The organism is Spirosoma jeollabukense (assembly GCF_054777855.1).
The window spans coordinates 1-16620 of sequence record NZ_BAAHAD010000012.1 but is presented as its reverse complement, the minus strand read 5'-3'; the positions used below and the strand labels follow the sequence as shown (position 1 = coordinate 16620).

The 16620-nt window shown below is 48.3% G+C and carries 17 protein-coding genes; 7 read left to right on the top strand and 10 right to left on the bottom strand.

The features are described from left to right. Positions 1–7: 7 nt before the first annotated feature. The 3 genes from ACYVEA_RS28530 to ACYVEA_RS28520 form a co-directional block, all read right to left on the bottom strand. Positions 8–973, bottom strand: a complete 966-nt coding sequence (locus tag ACYVEA_RS28530; RefSeq protein ID WP_461116827.1) for a GlxA family transcriptional regulator — start codon at positions 971–973, stop codon at positions 8–10. Between the two features lie 343 nt (positions 974–1316). Further along, positions 1317–2006, bottom strand: coding sequence for a hypothetical protein (locus ACYVEA_RS28525; protein ID WP_461116826.1), 690 nt, complete (start codon positions 2004–2006; stop codon positions 1317–1319). 14 nt (positions 2007–2020) lie between these two features. After that, complete coding sequence (locus ACYVEA_RS28520) at positions 2021–2377, bottom strand: PadR family transcriptional regulator (RefSeq protein ID WP_461116825.1); 357 nt, start codon at positions 2375–2377, stop codon at positions 2021–2023. 339 nt (positions 2378–2716) lie between these two features. Here ACYVEA_RS28520 and ACYVEA_RS28515 point away from each other — a divergent pair, with 339 nt between their 5' ends. Both ACYVEA_RS28515 and ACYVEA_RS28510 read left to right on the top strand, forming a co-directional pair. Then, entirely contained in the window at positions 2717–2920 is a 204-nt protein-coding gene (locus ACYVEA_RS28515; RefSeq protein WP_461116824.1) for a hypothetical protein, read from the top strand. Positions 2921–3196: 276 nt separating this feature from the next. Further along, positions 3197–4450, top strand: a complete 1254-nt coding sequence (locus tag ACYVEA_RS28510) for a PAS domain-containing sensor histidine kinase (RefSeq protein WP_461116823.1) — start codon at positions 3197–3199, stop codon at positions 4448–4450. A 239-nt stretch (positions 4451–4689) separates the two neighbouring features. Here the strand turns inward: ACYVEA_RS28510 and ACYVEA_RS28505 are convergent, their stop codons facing one another. Beyond that, positions 4690–5223 (bottom strand): DUF922 domain-containing protein, encoded by a 534-nt coding sequence (locus ACYVEA_RS28505; RefSeq protein WP_461116822.1) that lies wholly within the window; start codon positions 5221–5223, stop codon positions 4690–4692. A 288-nt stretch (positions 5224–5511) separates the two neighbouring features. On the opposite strand from ACYVEA_RS28505, the gene ACYVEA_RS28500 reads away from it, so the two are divergent. Beyond that, positions 5512–6081, top strand: a complete 570-nt coding sequence (locus ACYVEA_RS28500; protein ID WP_461116821.1) for a methyltransferase family protein — start codon at positions 5512–5514, stop codon at positions 6079–6081. 265 nt (positions 6082–6346) lie between these two features. On the opposite strand, the gene ACYVEA_RS28495 is transcribed toward ACYVEA_RS28500, so the two are convergent. Continuing rightward, positions 6347–6601, bottom strand: coding sequence for a GlsB/YeaQ/YmgE family stress response membrane protein (locus ACYVEA_RS28495; protein ID WP_460972265.1), 255 nt, complete (start codon positions 6599–6601; stop codon positions 6347–6349). A 603-nt stretch (positions 6602–7204) separates the two neighbouring features. On the opposite strand from ACYVEA_RS28495, the gene ACYVEA_RS28490 reads away from it, so the two are divergent. Beyond that, the gene (locus tag ACYVEA_RS28490) at positions 7205–8479 is read left to right on the top strand and encodes a flavin-containing monooxygenase (RefSeq protein ID WP_461116820.1); all 1275 of its coding nucleotides are present in this window, start codon (positions 7205–7207) and stop codon (positions 8477–8479) included. A 214-nt stretch (positions 8480–8693) separates the two neighbouring features. Here ACYVEA_RS28490 and ACYVEA_RS28485 read toward each other — a convergent pair whose 3' ends face one another. Next, positions 8694–9620 carry an EamA family transporter gene (locus ACYVEA_RS28485; protein ID WP_461116819.1) on the bottom strand — a complete coding sequence of 309 codons (927 nt, stop codon included), beginning with the start codon at positions 9618–9620 and terminating at the stop codon, positions 8694–8696. Between the two features lie 103 nt (positions 9621–9723). On the opposite strand from ACYVEA_RS28485, the gene ACYVEA_RS28480 reads away from it, so the two are divergent. From ACYVEA_RS28480 to ACYVEA_RS28470, 3 genes are all read left to right on the top strand, one after another. After that, positions 9724–10362, top strand: coding sequence for a CGNR zinc finger domain-containing protein (locus ACYVEA_RS28480; RefSeq protein WP_461116818.1), 639 nt, complete (start codon positions 9724–9726; stop codon positions 10360–10362). Positions 10363–11080: 718 nt separating this feature from the next. Further along, positions 11081–12649: a GDSL-type esterase/lipase family protein gene (locus tag ACYVEA_RS28475; RefSeq protein WP_461116817.1), complete on the top strand. Its 1569-nt coding sequence runs from the start codon at positions 11081–11083 to the stop codon at positions 12647–12649. Positions 12650–13166: 517 nt separating this feature from the next. After that, on the top strand, positions 13167–13676 hold the full coding sequence (locus tag ACYVEA_RS28470; RefSeq protein ID WP_461116816.1) for a hypothetical protein: 510 nt from the start codon (positions 13167–13169) through the stop codon (positions 13674–13676). Positions 13677–14264: 588 nt separating this feature from the next. Here the strand turns inward: ACYVEA_RS28470 and ACYVEA_RS28465 are convergent. From ACYVEA_RS28465 to ACYVEA_RS28450, 4 genes are all read right to left on the bottom strand, one after another. Then, positions 14265–14801 carry a dihydrofolate reductase family protein gene (locus ACYVEA_RS28465; RefSeq protein WP_461073676.1) on the bottom strand — a complete coding sequence of 179 codons (537 nt, stop codon included), beginning with the start codon at positions 14799–14801 and terminating at the stop codon, positions 14265–14267. Between the two features lie 401 nt (positions 14802–15202). After that, positions 15203–15658, bottom strand: coding sequence for a YdeI/OmpD-associated family protein (locus ACYVEA_RS28460; protein ID WP_461073675.1), 456 nt, complete (start codon positions 15656–15658; stop codon positions 15203–15205). Positions 15659–15764: 106 nt separating this feature from the next. Next, positions 15765–16016 carry a hypothetical protein gene (locus ACYVEA_RS28455; RefSeq protein ID WP_461073674.1) on the bottom strand — a complete coding sequence of 84 codons (252 nt, stop codon included), beginning with the start codon at positions 16014–16016 and terminating at the stop codon, positions 15765–15767. Then, entirely contained in the window at positions 16013–16555 is a 543-nt protein-coding gene (locus ACYVEA_RS28450; RefSeq protein WP_461073673.1) for a transposase, read from the bottom strand. The genes ACYVEA_RS28455 and ACYVEA_RS28450 overlap by 4 nt, the downstream gene beginning before the upstream one ends. Positions 16556–16620 lie beyond the last annotated feature (65 nt).

The window sequence follows — 16620 nt, the reverse complement described above, 5'->3', positions numbered from 1 at the left end:
AGTGAGTTTAGGAAAGCGATTGTGTATTGTTCTTGACGTCGTCCTTCTGCCAGATTCGACGCAACTGACGGGCATCCTGAAAGCCACACTGCTGGGCAATCGCCTCCATGGTCATGCCTGGATTTTGCCGTAGGGTACGCGCCCGCTCCAGTCGTACTAGTGTGGTGTAGTCAAGGATGGAAATGCCTGTTTCCTTTCGAAACATTCGGGTCAGGTTGCGGGTACTCATGCCAACCACTTCAGCTAAGTCTTCTAATTTGGTCCTGGTTTTTAGATGAGCAATCAGCCAGTCCTGCACTTGGTGGACAGCCCCATTCATGTGGTTACGATACTCGAGGTAAACGCTTTTCTGCGAATGAAGCGGGCCACGCCGTAAGTAGACGACCAATTCGCGGGCTATCTTCGAGACGAATAAGGGTCCCTGCCGCTCTTCCAGAATCGCCAGTGCCATGTCGATACCCGCCGTTACGCCAGCGCTTGTATATATCCCGCTATCTTGGACAAATAACCGATCGGGCTGGGTGGCCACTCGTGGATAGGTCGTTTGCAGCTCCTCGATACGCTTCCAGTGGGTGGTACATTTTCGGCCATCCAGCAGGCCGGCCTGAGCGACTAAAAAGGCACCCGTGCAAACCGAGCATAGGATGACGCCCTGATGGTGTTGCTCGCGGAGCCAGGTCAGGAAGCCGTGCTCGGCTTTAAGGGCCGTTGACCGGATGTACTCCATTTCCATGCCTGGGATAAAAAGTAAATCACCTGGCTGCAATTGCAGCTGGGTAAAATGCTGTACTGGCCCCATAAGCAGGCCCGCTGAACTGATAAGCTGATTTTGAAAGGAGCAATAGCGTAACTGAAAGGGTGCTCCGTATTCGACAGCTTCGTAAAATACCTGCACGGGTCCCGTCAGATCCAGTATGTGGACCTGTGGGGGTACAACAAAAATGACTTGTTGAGTAGAGGGAGCCGGGGACATATGCTAGCTGAATCAGGCTGTAAAAGTAAATGAAGTTCAGCGTTCATCTAAGCCAAACACCGGACAGATTGGGCCAAACGTTGTGTGATTCATCCTCCTGTACGTGGTTAGACGTGAGCCCTTAGATTCTTGGCTTGGCTGATTAGTTAGCTATGGCACGCCTAATCTTTCTTTGAACTTCCGTCTCCTTAAGTGATAATTTAAATCAATCTCCGAAAACGCTCCTATGCGAGACGAGGAAACGTTCATGAATAGGCTTCCGTCTTAGACGAAGAAGTATTCATGTTTCTGTTCATTAATCCGGGCGATTAGTAAGGCAGTGATTAGAATGGGGATCTCGTACTTACCTGGTTTGGTACCATGAGTTGGGGTCTGTTTGCTTGGAGAAATCCACCAGACTTAGATAAAATAGTGCCGACGCTGACCACAGAGCGGTATAACCTAAGCCTTTTACCAGCCAAGACAGCTCCAAACCACCAAGGCTTATATAAAGCCATACTGACACAGCCCACACCAAATACGTCAGAAACCGGATCAACAAGGCGGGGAAGCGTACGACTCCCACTTTCTTCAACCGGGGAGCCACTCCTTGGAGCAAAAACCAGCTCAGCATGAGAGCCCATATACTACTTGTCCATTGAACTGAGTTCCATAGCATCGTTTCACCGAGTACACCCATAAAATCATTATTCAAGCCAAAATATAAGCTTGCAAATGTAACAAAGCCCACTACCAGTATCGTCCGAACTCGTTTGTGGGCAGCGAATTGGCTTTTTACCAGGGTCCACCAGTTCCGCAACAGACGTTTCGAATACACCTTCCGATAGGTCCATTCCATCTTCCGGATGTTGGTTGGCCCGCCAAAGTCATCAATCGTGTGCTGAAGTGCCTCCTCAAACGAAAGCGAATCGGCCATCCGGGCTGCTACGGAGGCCACAAAATGGTCCCTCATCTCGTCGATAAAGACGGTTTCAATCAATTCACAGTGGTGTGTCAGAAAGGTAGTGATGCGAGCCTGTTGAGCCTGAGTCATAGCGGTAAAGTTGATTAGGGAGTAGGAAGCTGATGGAGATCACCGGGAGTAAGTATGCGTTGTAATTGATGGAGAAACTGGTCAATTTGTGCCAAACGATCTACAGCGTTGCCTTGTTGATCCTGGGCAATGGCATAGTATTTACGGGTACGGCCCTCCACGATTTGAGATTTGGTGATCAGCATACCGTCGGCTTCCAGTTTGTACAAAGCGGGATAAAGGGCCCCTTCGGTAATCTTGAGCTGGCCGTCGGTGATTTGCTTGACTTTTTGGCAAATTTCATAGCCGTACATCCACTCGGTGTCGGCCAGCAGTTTAAGAATAATGGCACTGAGGCTGCCCTTGAGTAGCTGATGAGACGTGGTATTCATGCCCAAATATAGTAGTATTTTTTATATACTACTGAGTCTTGGGTATTAATCTATCAAAATTCAACCATCATTCGGTAAACGGGAGGGGGAGCGACGGCCAGGGGTTAATAAGCTTAGGTGGCTCACTATTGGCTCCCACCTGATAAGAAGGGCCTATAAATACGTTTACAGCGGGGCGTGGTTGTTATAACCTTTTTTAGCTCGCGGAATTTGGGCGTCCGCTCGTAGAAATATAAACCAGACCAGTAATATAGATTTGATTCTGTCTTCTTCTATCAGGCACCTTGAAGGCTAGAAATATATCCTTTAAAAACGGTCGAAGTAACCTCCCCCAAGTCGATGGCCAAACTCACTAAATTACTGCTGACCCTCAGTATGGTCCTTGTTTGGGGGTGGACTATCTTTATGGGAACATTTGCTACTCATGCTCATGGTCGGCTAGCCGGCTGGCTCATTGGCCTTGTTCTCAATGGGCTATTGGGCCTAGTTTATAGCTACCAGACAACGCATCCTAAAACGATTAAGGAATGGTTTAAAAAGTAATCAATTGAGGGTGTGCACCGGCCAGCGTTTCCAGCAACAGTATTCAGCCTGAAGTTTTGTTCTTTGACTAAATACGCAGGTAAGCCCGTCTCTTCAAACCCTCTTAGGTGAAATGAATCTGCTCTCGCCCAATAGAGTGTTTTTTAAGACGGTTATCTTTAGTAGTTGGCCACCTTAGTTAGTGGCATACAATGAAAATATGTCATTTATTTGCCCATAGATTATCCTAATGGTCAGTCGACTCCCGTCGCGAGCCTAAACGACTATTTTTAGAACATGGCAAGTGATCCTCAATCGCCACAGGCGTTAAAGGACAGTGAAGAGCGGTTCCAGGCGGCCATCAGGGCCGTTCAGGGCATATTATGGACCAATGATGCTACCGGGCAAATGATTGGCCCTCAGCCAGGCTGGGCCACGCTCACCGGGCAAAGAGAAGACGAGTACCGGGGGTATGGGTGGGCAAAAGCCGTCCATCCAAATGATGCTCAACCCACCATTGATGCCTGGGAGAAAGCCGTCGCTGAGCGTCGCATGTTTGCCTTTGAACACCGGCTACGCCTGGCAGACGGCAGCTGGGGGCTGTTTTCCATTCGGGCAATCCCCCTTTTGGCACCGGACGGATCGATCCGGGAATGGGTGGGGGTTCATACCAATGTCACCCAGCAACGGCAGGCTGAACAGGCCCTGATCGAAAGTAAGGAAGCCTACCGACTGCTTTCGGCTAACCTGGACCAGCAGGTTCAGGAGCGTACTGCCGAGTTAGAAACCGCTAATCAGGAGCTGGCCAAGGCTAACCAACGATTGCGGCAATCCAATGAAAGCTTACAGGCTTTTGCCTATGTAGCCAGCCATGATTTACAGGAACCGCTGCGCAAAATACGGGCCTTCGGGGATTTACTGAAAAATGAGTATGCTGTTCAGTTGGGGGAGGGCGTTAGTTATCTGGAGCGCATGCAATCCGCCGCTGGGCGCCTGACGGTGCTGATCAAAGATTTGCTGAATCTGTCCCGTCTCTCTGCTCAACGAACCACTTTAGAGCCCGTATCGGTGCTGGATGTCGTGAATCAGGTACTCACCGATCTGGACCTGATGATTGAAGAAAGGCAAGCTGACATCCAGCTGGATCCACTGCCGGTCGTGATGGGCGATGCCCGGCAGTTAGGGCAGCTGTTTCAAAACCTATTGGGTAATGCCTTAAAATTTCATCAACCCAATACGCCTCCCCGAATCAGGCTTAGCACTCAAGAAATCCCTGCCTCGGATCTACCGGCTAGTGTGGAGCTGTCAGGAGCCGCCCAGAGCTACTACCGCATTGATGTATCAGATAACGGCATTGGTTTTGAGGAGAAGTACAAGGACCAGATTTTCCAGGTCTTCCACCGCTTGAATGGTAGCAGTCAATACGAGGGCACCGGGATTGGGTTGGCGATTTGTCAACAGGTAGCGGTTCATCATGGGAGTGCCATCGTGGCAAGCAGTCAACCGGGTCAGGGCTCCACCTTCAGTGTCTATTTGCCTCAGCCCTATTAAGGGCGTATGGGACGGATGACCGGTAGGGCGTGTTCCGGCATTCTGCGGGGCCGCCCGGCGGTGCGGTTGGACAGTTATTACAGATAACTGTCTCACAATTCGCTCCCAAATGAGACGAAGGAAGGTGTCCAGGAATCTGGTATTTCAAGCGAGGACTTATTTTTAAGAACTGTCAATGACTATCTGTAGCCAGTGCGTCTATTCACTGTACATTGTCAACCGAAAGTGGACGGATGCCCTCACGGATTTAAGAGCATTTCGTTGATTTTAGTATTCCATTTTTTTTGTTGCCTTTTATTTAAATGATGATTCGTTTCCTCATCGTACTGTATATCTTGCTGATTGGCTTCAGCTATAGCACCATTGAACAGGGAATCTATGGTTTGTGCATAATTGTGCTTAAAAAGAATCATATTCTTAACTGCTTTTTTAAATCGTAAAGCGCATAGCTGAGCAATATTGAAATGCCCTTGTTCATGTTCCAGCAGTTCATCGGTTTGTTTAGATGGCACTGCCCATGAATTGCTTTTTAATAACGTAGCAACCTGTAAATCAAGTTGAACCGTATCACCACGAACGAGAATTACCGTGTACTTATAATTAACCCGCCAGTGGGTCTTAGCTGCGTATTTTGACTCTGGATCGACGGGACCGGTAAAATCCTGCCAGCTTAACTTCCTGTCGACAATCAACTTATCGGTGCCTACAACCTGTGCCTTGCCGTCGATCAAAGCGATGAAAAAGATTACGAACAGAATATCGCTTTTTTGCATAGCCCGTAAAGTTAAGAATGATTATGATCTACAATAAAACGCTTACACCGTAAATGCTATATAGCATACAGACTGAACTGTTGGCGTATGCTATTGATGGCGTTGGACAGATAGTAAAAAATCACTGTCTCCCAATTGCTCCTCCATGAGACGAGGTCGTATCTATAATTTGGGCTTTTTAGTATAGCCTACCGCTTCACGCCAACGGACGGAATTAATGGAGTTGGCTTATAATACAAATTGACAGCTACCTCAGTTACATAAGCTGTACGCAATGAATCTGTCACTATGTTCACTACTTACTTTGCTCTAATTACATGGGGCATTTTTTGGATTGGCTGGGCCATATGGGGGTATACAACACGCCGTCGAGTTCCGGTGCAGCCGCAATCGAAAACGAGTTGGTATCGGCTAATCCATGTAGCACTCGTTGTGCTGTCCTTCATCCTGTTGCTTAATCCACTACCAATGGCGTTCACTAAACCTTTTTCCGTTATGCCTCACTGGGTTCACCAAGTAGGAATGGGTTTGATGCTGATGGGCATGCTGTTGGGGGCCTGGGCCCGCCAAGTGCTGGCTGATAACTGGAGTGGTGCCATTCAGCAAGTTGAAAACCAGACTTTAGTGACGAGTGGTCCCTATCGTTACGTTCGCAATCCGATGTATACGGGTTTCCTCTGGGCCGCGTTCGGGACGACCCTGTATCAACCCAGCCTGTCAAGCTTGACGGGCTTACTGCTCTTGTGTGGAACCTATGCGGTGAAAATAAGCCGGGAAGAACAGTTCTTACGGCAAGTACTTCCTGGCTACTCAGCTTATAGTGAGCATACTTGGCGTCTGATTCCGTTCCTCTACTGAGTTGGGAGCCGGCGAGACGTACAGGGATTGCCACAACTGAATTCCCCAGTTGGAGAACGCTACCGAGAAGATTTTTTTGAGCGGATTGGCTAATTTTTGTGCAGTTCAATAATAACTATACGGAAAACACACCATCTCAGTAAAGGCTCCTCTTTAAGACAAAATACCCTTCATAGACTGGTAGGATTTGCTCAGCAGTTATATAACAGTGAGGGTCGCCCATTTCTTGGGCGACCCTCACTACGATTTTACTTGCTTACTTATCTTAAACCGTGCGCCTCGATCCCTTGATCAAGGCGGCAATTCCCAACACAATACAGGCCCCCACAAAGGCCGTTAGAATACGACCTAGAATACCAGTATCGGCCCCCAAGGCAGTACCAAAAAGCCAGCCCCCAACGAAGGCCCCCACGATACCCAAAATGATCTCGACCAACAACGAGAGCGAAAAGCGCTTAAAGACCAGGTCGGCCAGCCAACCAGCCACGGCACCAACTAACAGTGTGATTAAGAGTTCCATAATGTCTATATAGTAATAAATGATGAGTGAAGGATTGGTAAGGCTACTTCAGGAATAGATTTCTAGCCCCTAACAGCTTTGCCTACTATTATAGTAAGCCAACAACGTGCCGCAGGGCTAGATGGCAGCTAACTAATTGATATACAAAGATATTTTCACTAGAGAACCTGTTTAAGGTCCGCAAGATTGAGGAAACTATGCCCAACTATGCGGCAAAAATCACCCACAAATGGGTACAGTATATGTATGGTTGGCTGTGATTGAACTGCAGCCTACTGAAACAGCCTGACAGAGTAGTCGACATATGGTTATTCTGATCGGCAAGGCGATGAAAACGTAGGTGGGCGATGGTATGTCCGAGGCTGCCTCTTTTGGCTTATAAGATGCTTGCTACCTTGGTTAGGGTGTAATTCAAAGTAGCCACTTGAGCAATTCGTCTCAAAAAGCTCCCACCTGAGACGATGAGAGATTGGCGTATCAATAATTAGGGCGTTTAGTTGGAGGGTCACTTTTTTAACCCAAAAGAAAGTATGATCTTAGTTACTTGCTTCACAGAGCTAACAGTTTGGTAGCCAGCCCTGTTTGCCTTGACTCGATTTGCCTATGAATAAGCCGGTATTGGACGTCATTGTGGTAGGCGCGGGGCATGCCGGGATTTGTGTCAGCTATTATTTAGCCAAACACGTTTTGACCCATCTGGTCTTCGAACGGGGGCAAATCGGGGAAACCTGGCGTTCACAGCGGTGGAACTCCTTTAAGATGAACTCGGCCAACCAATTAAATCTGCTGCCCCACCAGGCCCCCTATTTTGATGACCCTACTGCCTTTTCCGGAGCAACTGAATTTGCTCTGGCGTTGGAAACTTACGCCCACCTGGAAAATCTGCCGGTCAAAGAATACTGTCCGGTAGTGGCCGTACATATTGATCAGGAGCGAGCCGTTTTTCGGGTTACCGTCTCAGAGCAGGGCCAAGAGACAGCCTATCTCAGCCGACGGCTAGTGATCGCGTCGGGGGGGCAAAATAAGAGTTGGATCCCCGACTTTGCCAATCACCTGGATAAGTCGGTGGTGCAATTACATGCCAGTCAATACAAAAATGCCCATCAACTCCCGGCTGGTAAGGTATTGGTGGTCGGCAGTGGCCAATCCGGAACCCAGATCGCCCAGGATCTGCTGGGTTCGGGGAGAAACGTTTTTCTCTCGACAGCCCGGGTTGGCCGGATTCCAAGACACTACCGGGGCAAAGATATTTTTGATTGGCTAGTGAAGATTGGGTTTTATGATACGCTGACGGAGGCGGTCACTGACCCATCTCTGTTTAAAGTTAAAAATCCGCAGGTGTCAGGGGCCGGGCAAGGGGGGAAAACCACGAGCTTACAGTCGCTGGCCCGAAGTGGCGCCCTCATACTGGGCCGGGCGGTACGAGCTGAAGCCGATACCATCTTTTTTCAGCCCAATGCGTCCGCTAACGTCAGATACGCGGACGAATTTTCCCGGCATGTGAAAGAACTTATCGATGAGTACATTCAAACCCATCAGGTGTTGGCCCCGTTGGCCGAGAGTGATCTGGATGATTTGCCGGATGAAGAAGCCGCCTGCGCATCTGATTTAACGAAACTGAATGTAGTGGCGGAGGCGATCAGTTCCATCATTTGGACGACCGGGTTTAAGGCTGACTTTTCCTACCTGCCCTTATCGGTGCTCAATGAGGAGCACTCCCCTAGGCATCGAAATGGAGTTGGCACCGTGGAGGGCCTTTATTTCATCGGGCTCCCCTGGTTAAGAAAACGGCAATCGGCCATTATTCTGGGCATCAAGGACGATGCCGAATTTATTGTTAATCAGATTATAAACAGTCGCTTACCTAGCAGCGGGTAAACGAAACGATTCAATGAAATTGATCAGGGTTAGTTAAGCGATTGGAACATTTTATCAGCACTGGTCCAACATTAAACCCTGACTATCCGAGCTTGTCATGGGCTGATCGTATGCTAGGTTAGGTGTTGGACAGATGTAAAAAAAACCGTCTCGTAAATTGCTCCCCAGTGAGACGAATAAGAATGACTACTCGATACCTTATCACTCTCACGTGTCAACCCTCAACACGCGTTTTGCTGAGTTGGGTTAGGACCACTCCTGTTAGCACGACCAGGAGTGCCACAAGCTGAAGACCAGCAACCTGCTCACCAGCCACCAGCCAGCCAATCAGCACCGCAATCAGTGGATTTATGTATGTATGGGTACTGACGATGGCGGGCGGCTGGACGGTGACCAGCCAGGCAAAGGCCAGGTAAGCAATCAGCGAACCGAAGAGGATCAGAAAGGCAAGCCCACCCCAGGCCTGCGGCCCCACCGCTTGCCAGTCAAATCCGGTCCACTCGCCGTCGACCAAGGCAATGAACGCAGAAAAAAGGCCGGCCGCTACTAACTGAATCGTAGTATGCCAAAGGCTATAGCTCCCGGGTTTGATTCGCCGCGAAGCAAATAAGGTGCCAATCACCCACAAGACCGCGCCTGCCAAAACGAGTGCTGTCCCTAAAAGCTGATCCGTCGATTGGCCTTCCTGAGCGGTACTCGTTGGCGAAAATTTGGCGAACAGGACGATGCCCACAAAGCCAATCAGCAAACCAGCGATAATCTTTTTGTCCCTAAAATAGAGCTTCCAGCGGGGATAGTCCAGGAGAACAAACCAAAGCGGCTCGGTCGCTACGATCACAGCGGCAGATCCTGAGGTAATATACTGCTCAGCGACGACAACCAGACCAGAGCCACCGACCAGCATCAAGACACCACTGATGGACAAATCCCGGATTTCCTTCCCCTGAGGAAAGCGCTGGTTTTTGCTAGAGGCCAAAACAGCCAGTAATAGGCTCGCAATTAAATAGCGTAGGGCGGATATGATAAAGGGCGGAATGGCTTTAAGGGCAAATAGATTGGCCAGATAGGTGGTTCCCCAGACGAAATAGATGGCGATAAAAGCCAAAACCAGCCAAAAACGAGGAGTGCTTGCTTTGTTCATACTATAACCTTTAAAACAAGTTTTACCGGTATGAATTTTGATATAGAAACTATAACCTTCTAAACTTGTTTTAGCGGTTATACCATTTATTCGCGTTTAGCTCATGGGAAAGGTGAGTACGATTGCCGAAATGGACCTGATCGGTGGGGCGGCCTGTTTGGATTTTGTGAATACGGCTCTCAACGATGAGTTGCCGGTCGAACGGCTTCATCGCTATACCGATTTGCTTACCCTCATCCACCGCTTATCACTGCTGGATACCCGTACGCTAGCCGCCTTAAAGGAATTAGTCGAACAAAATCCACAACAGGCTGAGCGTGTTTTGCAGAAAGCCCGTGAGATCAGGCAGGTCATGTTGACTGTATTTGCCGCCCTGGCCCGGGGTCAGTTGCAGCAGGTTAGAGCACAGGTAATCATCTCATTCAATGAGTATATTCAGGAAGCGCTCAGTGAGCGAGGATTTTTTACCCAGGGTGCCAATCTGGAATTGAGCTGGGAACGGCCTGCCAAGGAGCTGATGCAAGCGGTTTGGGTTTTCAGTTTGTCGGCTTATGAGCTGCTGACGACCCAAGACCAACAGCTGATTAAACAATGCGGAGCCTGCGGGTGGTTTTTCCTGGATGAAACAAAGAACCATCGTCGGAAATGGTGCGACATGCAAACCTGCGGCACCAATCAGAAAGCGCGGCGCTACTACCAACGAAAGAAACAGAGCACTGTCTCAACCGTTCGGAGTGAATAATAACAAAGTGATCCCTTATGTTATCTAAAGGGCGGGATTCGATCAACTTTAAATGGCAAAGTATGTCTCTAAAAACGCTCTTAAGTGAGACGCGATGCTTATCATGGATCTGCTTCAGTAATGGTCGTTTAAAGAAACAGTATACTCACAGATATACTTGGTCTTATCACCGTAATTTTTTAGAATTGCGGTCTACCTGCTCACGTTACTGTTTATAGCCGTATACTTAGTCTCTTAACTTTATAGCCGATTGGCTTAGCAAGCAAAGAATGAAGCAGCTATACATAAGCAGACCTATAAGAGGCCGGTCTAAAATGAGCCTACAAAGCGAGTTATACAAAAGAAGACTGGCGATTCGTTCAGCGTTGCTCTTTGACGTATAAGCGGCTCCGTGCACGTTGTCCGCTCCAGGTAGACAAGCCTTCTGTTGTTAGGCAGAACGTGCCCAACTAGATGTCAAGCCTTCAGCAAGTTGTCAGCTAACGCCGCTTTAAATCCTGTTTGTGTTTGCCTGCGGGTAACAGTTCTTTTTGGCGTTGTGAGACGGTTTAATGCCATTCCTTCACCTAAAATCCGGTTTGCTCACGACCTATTTCAGGGCTCAAAGGTTAAGGCAAGATGTCGTTTTGTCAAACTCAGTAAATACCTGCTTAGACAGATTGAGTCCAGATGAATTGTCTTATTAAAAATTTTACCTCTAAAAACCCTTCTCACACTGATGAACTTTCGTATCGTTTGGTTACTCCTTCTTACAATTAACTTTTCTTTCGGACAAACTAAAGTAATCCGACTATACGATAAACAGGCCCCCGGTTCAGAAACCTGGAATTGGACTGAACAAGCCGATGATAGCCAAATCGTCAACACTAAAATTGCTTATAATGTGGTTGAGCCCACACTCACGGTGTTTCCCGCCCAAGGCATCAATACAGGTACTGCCGTTATCATTGCACCAGGTGGGGCGCTGGCTTTTTTATCGATCAACTCGGAAGGCAATGAAGTGGCTCAATGGTTAAGTAAAAAAGGAGTGACTGCTTTCGTGTTAAAGTATCGGGTGGCCCATACAATCGACCCCATTAAGGCTTTGGCAACGGTAGCGTCCTCCCCATCGAAATTCGACTCGCTTGTTTCGCCGATTATACCGTTAGCGATGAACGATGGCTTGTCGGCCGTTGCCTATGTCCGAAAAAACGCGGCTATGTATGACATAAATCCGAATCGGATCGGCTTTATGGGATTCTCGGCGGGTGGAGGAGTTACTATGTCAGTTGCTTACAATGCCAATGCCGAAAGTCGACCTGATTTCATCGCTCCCATCTATGCCTGGGACAAGAATATTGTAGGAAGTAAGGCTCCCAGCCATCAAATGCCCGCTTTTATCGCTGTCGCTTCTGACGACGAGTTAAAGTTAACGCCAACCAGCCTTGACATTTATACCAAGTGGATCACGGCTAAGCAGTTGGCTTCGCTTCACATTTACCAATCGGGTGGTCATGGATTTGGCATGAAAAAGCAGGATAAACCGTCGGATAGCTGGATCGATCAGTTTGGTGAATGGCTAGGGGCAAACGGATTACTGTGGCCTGAGCAGCCTACCGGCCTCTTGAAAGGCGTCACCTACGGGATGTACAAAAAATATCTTCAGGATCAGGAGGAAGCACAACGGATGGACTGGGCCAACCGAAAACGGTACGCCGGCGACAATGCGCTGGTTGCTCCCCTTAAGCCAGGTGAACAGCGAGTCGTTTTTATGGGGAATTCCATTACGGAGGGCTGGTTAAGAACCGACAGTAGTTTTTTTAACGGAAAACCCTATATCAACCGGGGCATCAGCGGTCAGACAACACCGCAAATGCTCGTCCGCTTCCGGGAAGATGTCATTGCATTGACCCCCAAAGTAGTGGTCATCTTAGCCGGTATCAATGACATTGCTGAAAACACGGGACCCATTTCACTGGAGAGTGTATTGGGAAACATCGTTTCGATGGCCGAACTTGCCAAGGCGAATCAGATTAAAGTTGTGTTGGCTTCCGTGCTTCCGGCTTACGATTTTCCCTGGCGTCCTGGATTACAACCCGCGGAGAAAGTAGTGAAGCTGAATACGCTGTTAAAGGCTTATGCTACTAAGAATAAGCTTGTATATGTCGACTATTATACGCCTATGGTGGACGACCGGAAAGGCCTGAAAGCAGCTTATACGCTTGACGGCGTTCATCCTACTTTACCAGGTTATAAAGTAATGGAGCCGCTGGTGGAAAAGGCCATCGCCGAAGCGTTGAAACGGTGAAATAGAGCGCGTAGGTTACGGATATCGTTGGACAGCTATCAAAATTTGTTGTCCCAAAAAACACTCGCTCAAAAAACGTAAAGAGATTTCTGAATAGTTGCCTTAAACAGACAGTTCATAGTAACATAATATTTAATTATGTACTTGTTTTATTATACCTGCTGTCTTATAATTGCTACATAAATATTGGAACGATTAGTTGTGTATAAGTACACTCACCAATATTCAGTTATAGATTAGTTAATAGGACATGATACTCTACGAGTCAAGGGCTACTGAATCAACTCATTGTCTAATTCCCCTTTTATGGGTTATCCTTACAGGCTTCCTTAAACTGTAGTTCAACCTAAAAGGCCAATCAAGAGCTAGGGGCTAATCAGCCCGATCGAATTCTCTTGCCACATACGGAATGCTGAAAGTTGTTTCCGTAACGCACGGTAGCAGGAAGGCCGTTAACTCGATTATGAATGCTCAGAACTGCTTACTTTTTTATCCTTTAACCTAAATCAAAAAACACATGAAATCGCTGTGTATTGCTTTTGCCTTCTCGCTGATCATTGCAGGGGTCACTGCCTGTCAACAATCGACCTCAACATCCGAAGCTGCTCCGGGAAAGGGGTCTTTTACTAATTCCGGCCCCGACGTCGACCTACTCAAAAAGGTATCCGGAGCTTATGCGAAAGGGGATTGGGACACCTATCGAGCCTGCTATAGCGACAGCGCTGTCGTCATCGTCAATCAGTGGGCAGCCGATACCACAGCAAAGTACATGCCTATTGACACGGTTATAGCAGGTATAAAAAAGTATTGGCCTATAGTCGAGTCGGTAAACATAAATCAACCTATTTATGAAGTGATTACCGACTCGACGGGCAATAAGTATGGGCACGTATGGGCCAAGCTGTCAACAAAAAACCGTAATCAGACTAAGCCAGAAGACGCCATTACCTTTACCTCCTACGGCATAAAAAACGGCAAAATAACTTACCAATGGACGATCTTAAGTGCTAATAACTCATCGAAGTAACGAAACTGATTCAACCATTCGCAATCCTACCTTTCTCACTCAATTATGTTGAGTGAGAAAGGTAGGATATAGTTTGCAACAGCAAACCGATCCGGTTTCAGAGTTAGATTGGCTAAAATGCCCTTTAAAAACGGGGGCCTATGCGACGGATGGCATTGGACATTTATTAAAAACCAACGTCTTACAAAACGCTCCTAAGCGAGACAAATAGGTATTGGCCAATAACAATGGACTTTGGTTGGCACTATACTAAGAATGATTTACTCGTGAGGTGCCACCCTTGGCCGGTATTTGATGGGTTAAGGAAGCCGGAATGGAACTCGCAAATGTCCCGTTGTCCACAAGCCCCGTGGGGCCCCTATAAACTGACTTGCAGCCAAGAAACAGGAACGCTTCGACCAGGTTAGAGAGCTGACCAAGGCCCTCATGGCATCGCTTTCACGAGTTACTCGTTAATCTACCAGGCAACCAAGAGATCCATTCGATCTGCAGTTCATCCTAAGTATACAAATACGTTGAATTTGTAGGCTATACCTGTGCGCTTGCCACCCCTCGGTTTATCCCTCCTGGACCCGCCACCAGAAGGAGCTAATACTGAATCCGGTAGGTCATTAAAACGACACCTGTGTTGTAAACTTTAGCGGCTCCCAAAGCCAGCTTCACGGCTTTGTTGCTCTGAAAAAGGGGAATGCCTGTCCCGAACAGAACCGGATACACTTTGACTTTTAGCTCATCGATTAACTCCTGTTCCAACAAAAATCCGGCGAAACGGCCGCCCCCGCAGAGGTACAACGGGGTGCCCTGCCCAGCCTTTAGCTGCTGAATAAAATCCACCTCATGCTGGTCAATAATGTGCACTTGCTCATGAGCGGGTGTCTCAAAGTGCAGCGATTTGGAAAAGATATAATGCGTCATGTGCGGATAAGCCGGTTGTCCGGCTTGCAGACCGTGTTGGTAGCCAAATTCATAGGTTTTCCTGCCCATCAGCACGGTATCATAAGCCTGTAAGCTCTGAACATAATCCGTTACATGTTCACCCTCATACAGAAAGCCATCCGCTGAGCCATCTTCCTGAGCGATGAAATGGTCTAACGTAACGCCCACGTGATAAATTAACTTTCTCATTTGCCTAATTGGTTTGGTTGGTTGTCGCCTGCGTAGCAAAGTACGAGGTTCGTTCCCACTAAATAAGTTCAGACTCATCCCACGTTAGTAGGGTGTAAACCTGTCTACAGAACTCCGTCCTATCGTTTAGCGGAATAAGCGGGCGGGTTTGGCAGCGATCAATTCAATGCAAAGGGTTAAGTAAACCAGTACGGTATCGGATAGGAGGATGTTCCGGCGAACTAAACGCTCGAATGTTGTCCGGTAAATGGATTCGGGAACGATTTATGCCTTAGCTCGGCAGGTAAAAAAGCCAAGCTTAGCGCCCCCGCCAAGAATCCCTTAAGGACTGCCTGCGTCCACCCATTACCCCATGGCGATTTAGTCGACCGCTCGCCAAGAAGAGCCTTGAGAGCCTTGGGTTACTTTCTGCCCGCTACCAGATCCGCCATGATCTTTTGCAAACGTTTCTGGCGAGTTTCATCCGTTTTGGCACTTTCCAGAAGGGAAACGTATTTCTTTTTACCACTGGGGGAAAGCGAGTCAAAAAAGACCTTAGCGTCCTGGTTAGCCTCCAGGGTCTGTTGGAAGTCAGCGGATAGGGTGATAGGACTGGGCCCGGAACGAGGGCTTACCTGAACCGTGATGGGGTCCCCCCCCTTCACCCCCGCCTGCGCGCGAACAGCCGCACTCACCGGAATCAGGCAGTGTCCACCCATCACGCCCACCGTCGTAGCATACGTAAAGCCATTGAGCGTAACCTCAAGGGGAGGGCGTTTGCCCATCCCGAGCTGCTCGATAATTGCATCCGGCACGCGAATACCTGTGTTATTCCCGGTTTGTAAGAGAGTTGTCTCAAAAGTCAATTCGTTTTTCATCTGCTTATCAAGGCCAAACGGGTTAAAAGGATTATTTAATAGCAATATTTCGCCGATGAGGATACCGCATTCGCTTTCCCCCGGGCATCAGGCTTGCCGACAAAGCTTACGGGTTATCAATGTATTTAGGCGTGATGCTCTTGCCCGGCTCACCCCAGAGAATAGAGGGGATGTAAGCGACTTCCCACACGTTGGCCTGCTCATCAGCAAACACAACGTAATGTTCGACGATGGGCGTCTCGTCTAGCTCGTCCACGTCCCTTTTCAGGGTTATGTTATCGGCCAGCCCATCCTGGTTTTGTAGAATGCCCCCTGCGTGGCCAGATCCTCGACACCACGCGTAATCACCGTTATTCACGGCTCAATGATTTGATGGGGTAACGTAGTTCGACCAGTGTTGAATTGACCTGTCTTTAGCTTCCAGTGGACCACGGCAACGGCAACTGATAGCAGCAGGAAGAGGGTCACCCGGATGTAATTCAGACGGCGCCATTTACCGACAGCAAGGGGCAATTGCGTTGACACCCCATCGATGTTGGCCTGCTGAAAGTTCATTATGTTCGGGGCGAAATAGCCCAGCGTCCAGAGTCTGATTAGAAAGTGAGCCGCGAAAATGAAAAGCAGGGCGTTGCGCACCGGTGAAATCTGCCAGCATAAGCCGATGGCTACCAGAAACGTCATCTCGTGCAACGAATGGGCAACAACCCAGAACGTTTTCAAATCCGGGGCATAGGGTCCCTGTAAAACCGACAGGGAGGCCGGCGGTTTGGCACTCCACCTGGGAATCAGTACGGCTGTCTCAAACAACTGCGCGCCATTTACCAGAAAATACGCCAACATCGTCATCAACAGCCAAAGCTCGGCCCGGTTTAAATAGTCAGGAGTGATCATTTTCATGACTTCTTGGCTTAACAGATCTTGAATTTTTCATTCGTTCATCAGATTAGTGACTTTTCTTTTTT

Bases quoted from the DNA above. Each gene is read 5' to 3' on its own strand.
- ACYVEA_RS28530 (WP_461116827.1), bottom strand. From the start codon at position 973: ATGTCCCCGGCTCCCTCTACTCAACAAGTCATTTTTGTTGTACCCCCA.
- ACYVEA_RS28525 (WP_461116826.1), bottom strand. From the start codon at position 2,006: ATGACTCAGGCTCAACAGGCTCGCATCACTACCTTTCTGACACACCAC.
- ACYVEA_RS28520 (WP_461116825.1), bottom strand. From the start codon at position 2,377: ATGAATACCACGTCTCATCAGCTACTCAAGGGCAGCCTCAGTGCCATT.
- ACYVEA_RS28515 (WP_461116824.1), top strand. From the start codon at position 2,717: ATGGCCAAACTCACTAAATTACTGCTGACCCTCAGTATGGTCCTTGTT.
- ACYVEA_RS28510 (WP_461116823.1), top strand. From the start codon at position 3,197: ATGGCAAGTGATCCTCAATCGCCACAGGCGTTAAAGGACAGTGAAGAG.
- ACYVEA_RS28505 (WP_461116822.1), bottom strand. From the start codon at position 5,223: ATGCAAAAAAGCGATATTCTGTTCGTAATCTTTTTCATCGCTTTGATC.
- ACYVEA_RS28500 (WP_461116821.1), top strand. From the start codon at position 5,512: ATGTTCACTACTTACTTTGCTCTAATTACATGGGGCATTTTTTGGATT.
- ACYVEA_RS28495 (WP_460972265.1), bottom strand. From the start codon at position 6,601: ATGGAACTCTTAATCACACTGTTAGTTGGTGCCGTGGCTGGTTGGCTG.
- ACYVEA_RS28490 (WP_461116820.1), top strand. From the start codon at position 7,205: ATGAATAAGCCGGTATTGGACGTCATTGTGGTAGGCGCGGGGCATGCC.
- ACYVEA_RS28485 (WP_461116819.1), bottom strand. From the start codon at position 9,620: ATGAACAAAGCAAGCACTCCTCGTTTTTGGCTGGTTTTGGCTTTTATC.
- ACYVEA_RS28480 (WP_461116818.1), top strand. From the start codon at position 9,724: ATGGGAAAGGTGAGTACGATTGCCGAAATGGACCTGATCGGTGGGGCG.
- ACYVEA_RS28475 (WP_461116817.1), top strand. From the start codon at position 11,081: ATGAACTTTCGTATCGTTTGGTTACTCCTTCTTACAATTAACTTTTCT.
- ACYVEA_RS28470 (WP_461116816.1), top strand. From the start codon at position 13,167: ATGAAATCGCTGTGTATTGCTTTTGCCTTCTCGCTGATCATTGCAGGG.
- ACYVEA_RS28465 (WP_461073676.1), bottom strand. From the start codon at position 14,801: ATGAGAAAGTTAATTTATCACGTGGGCGTTACGTTAGACCATTTCATC.
- ACYVEA_RS28460 (WP_461073675.1), bottom strand. From the start codon at position 15,658: ATGAAAAACGAATTGACTTTTGAGACAACTCTCTTACAAACCGGGAAT.
- ACYVEA_RS28450 (WP_461073673.1), bottom strand. From the start codon at position 16,555: ATGAAAATGATCACTCCTGACTATTTAAACCGGGCCGAGCTTTGGCTG.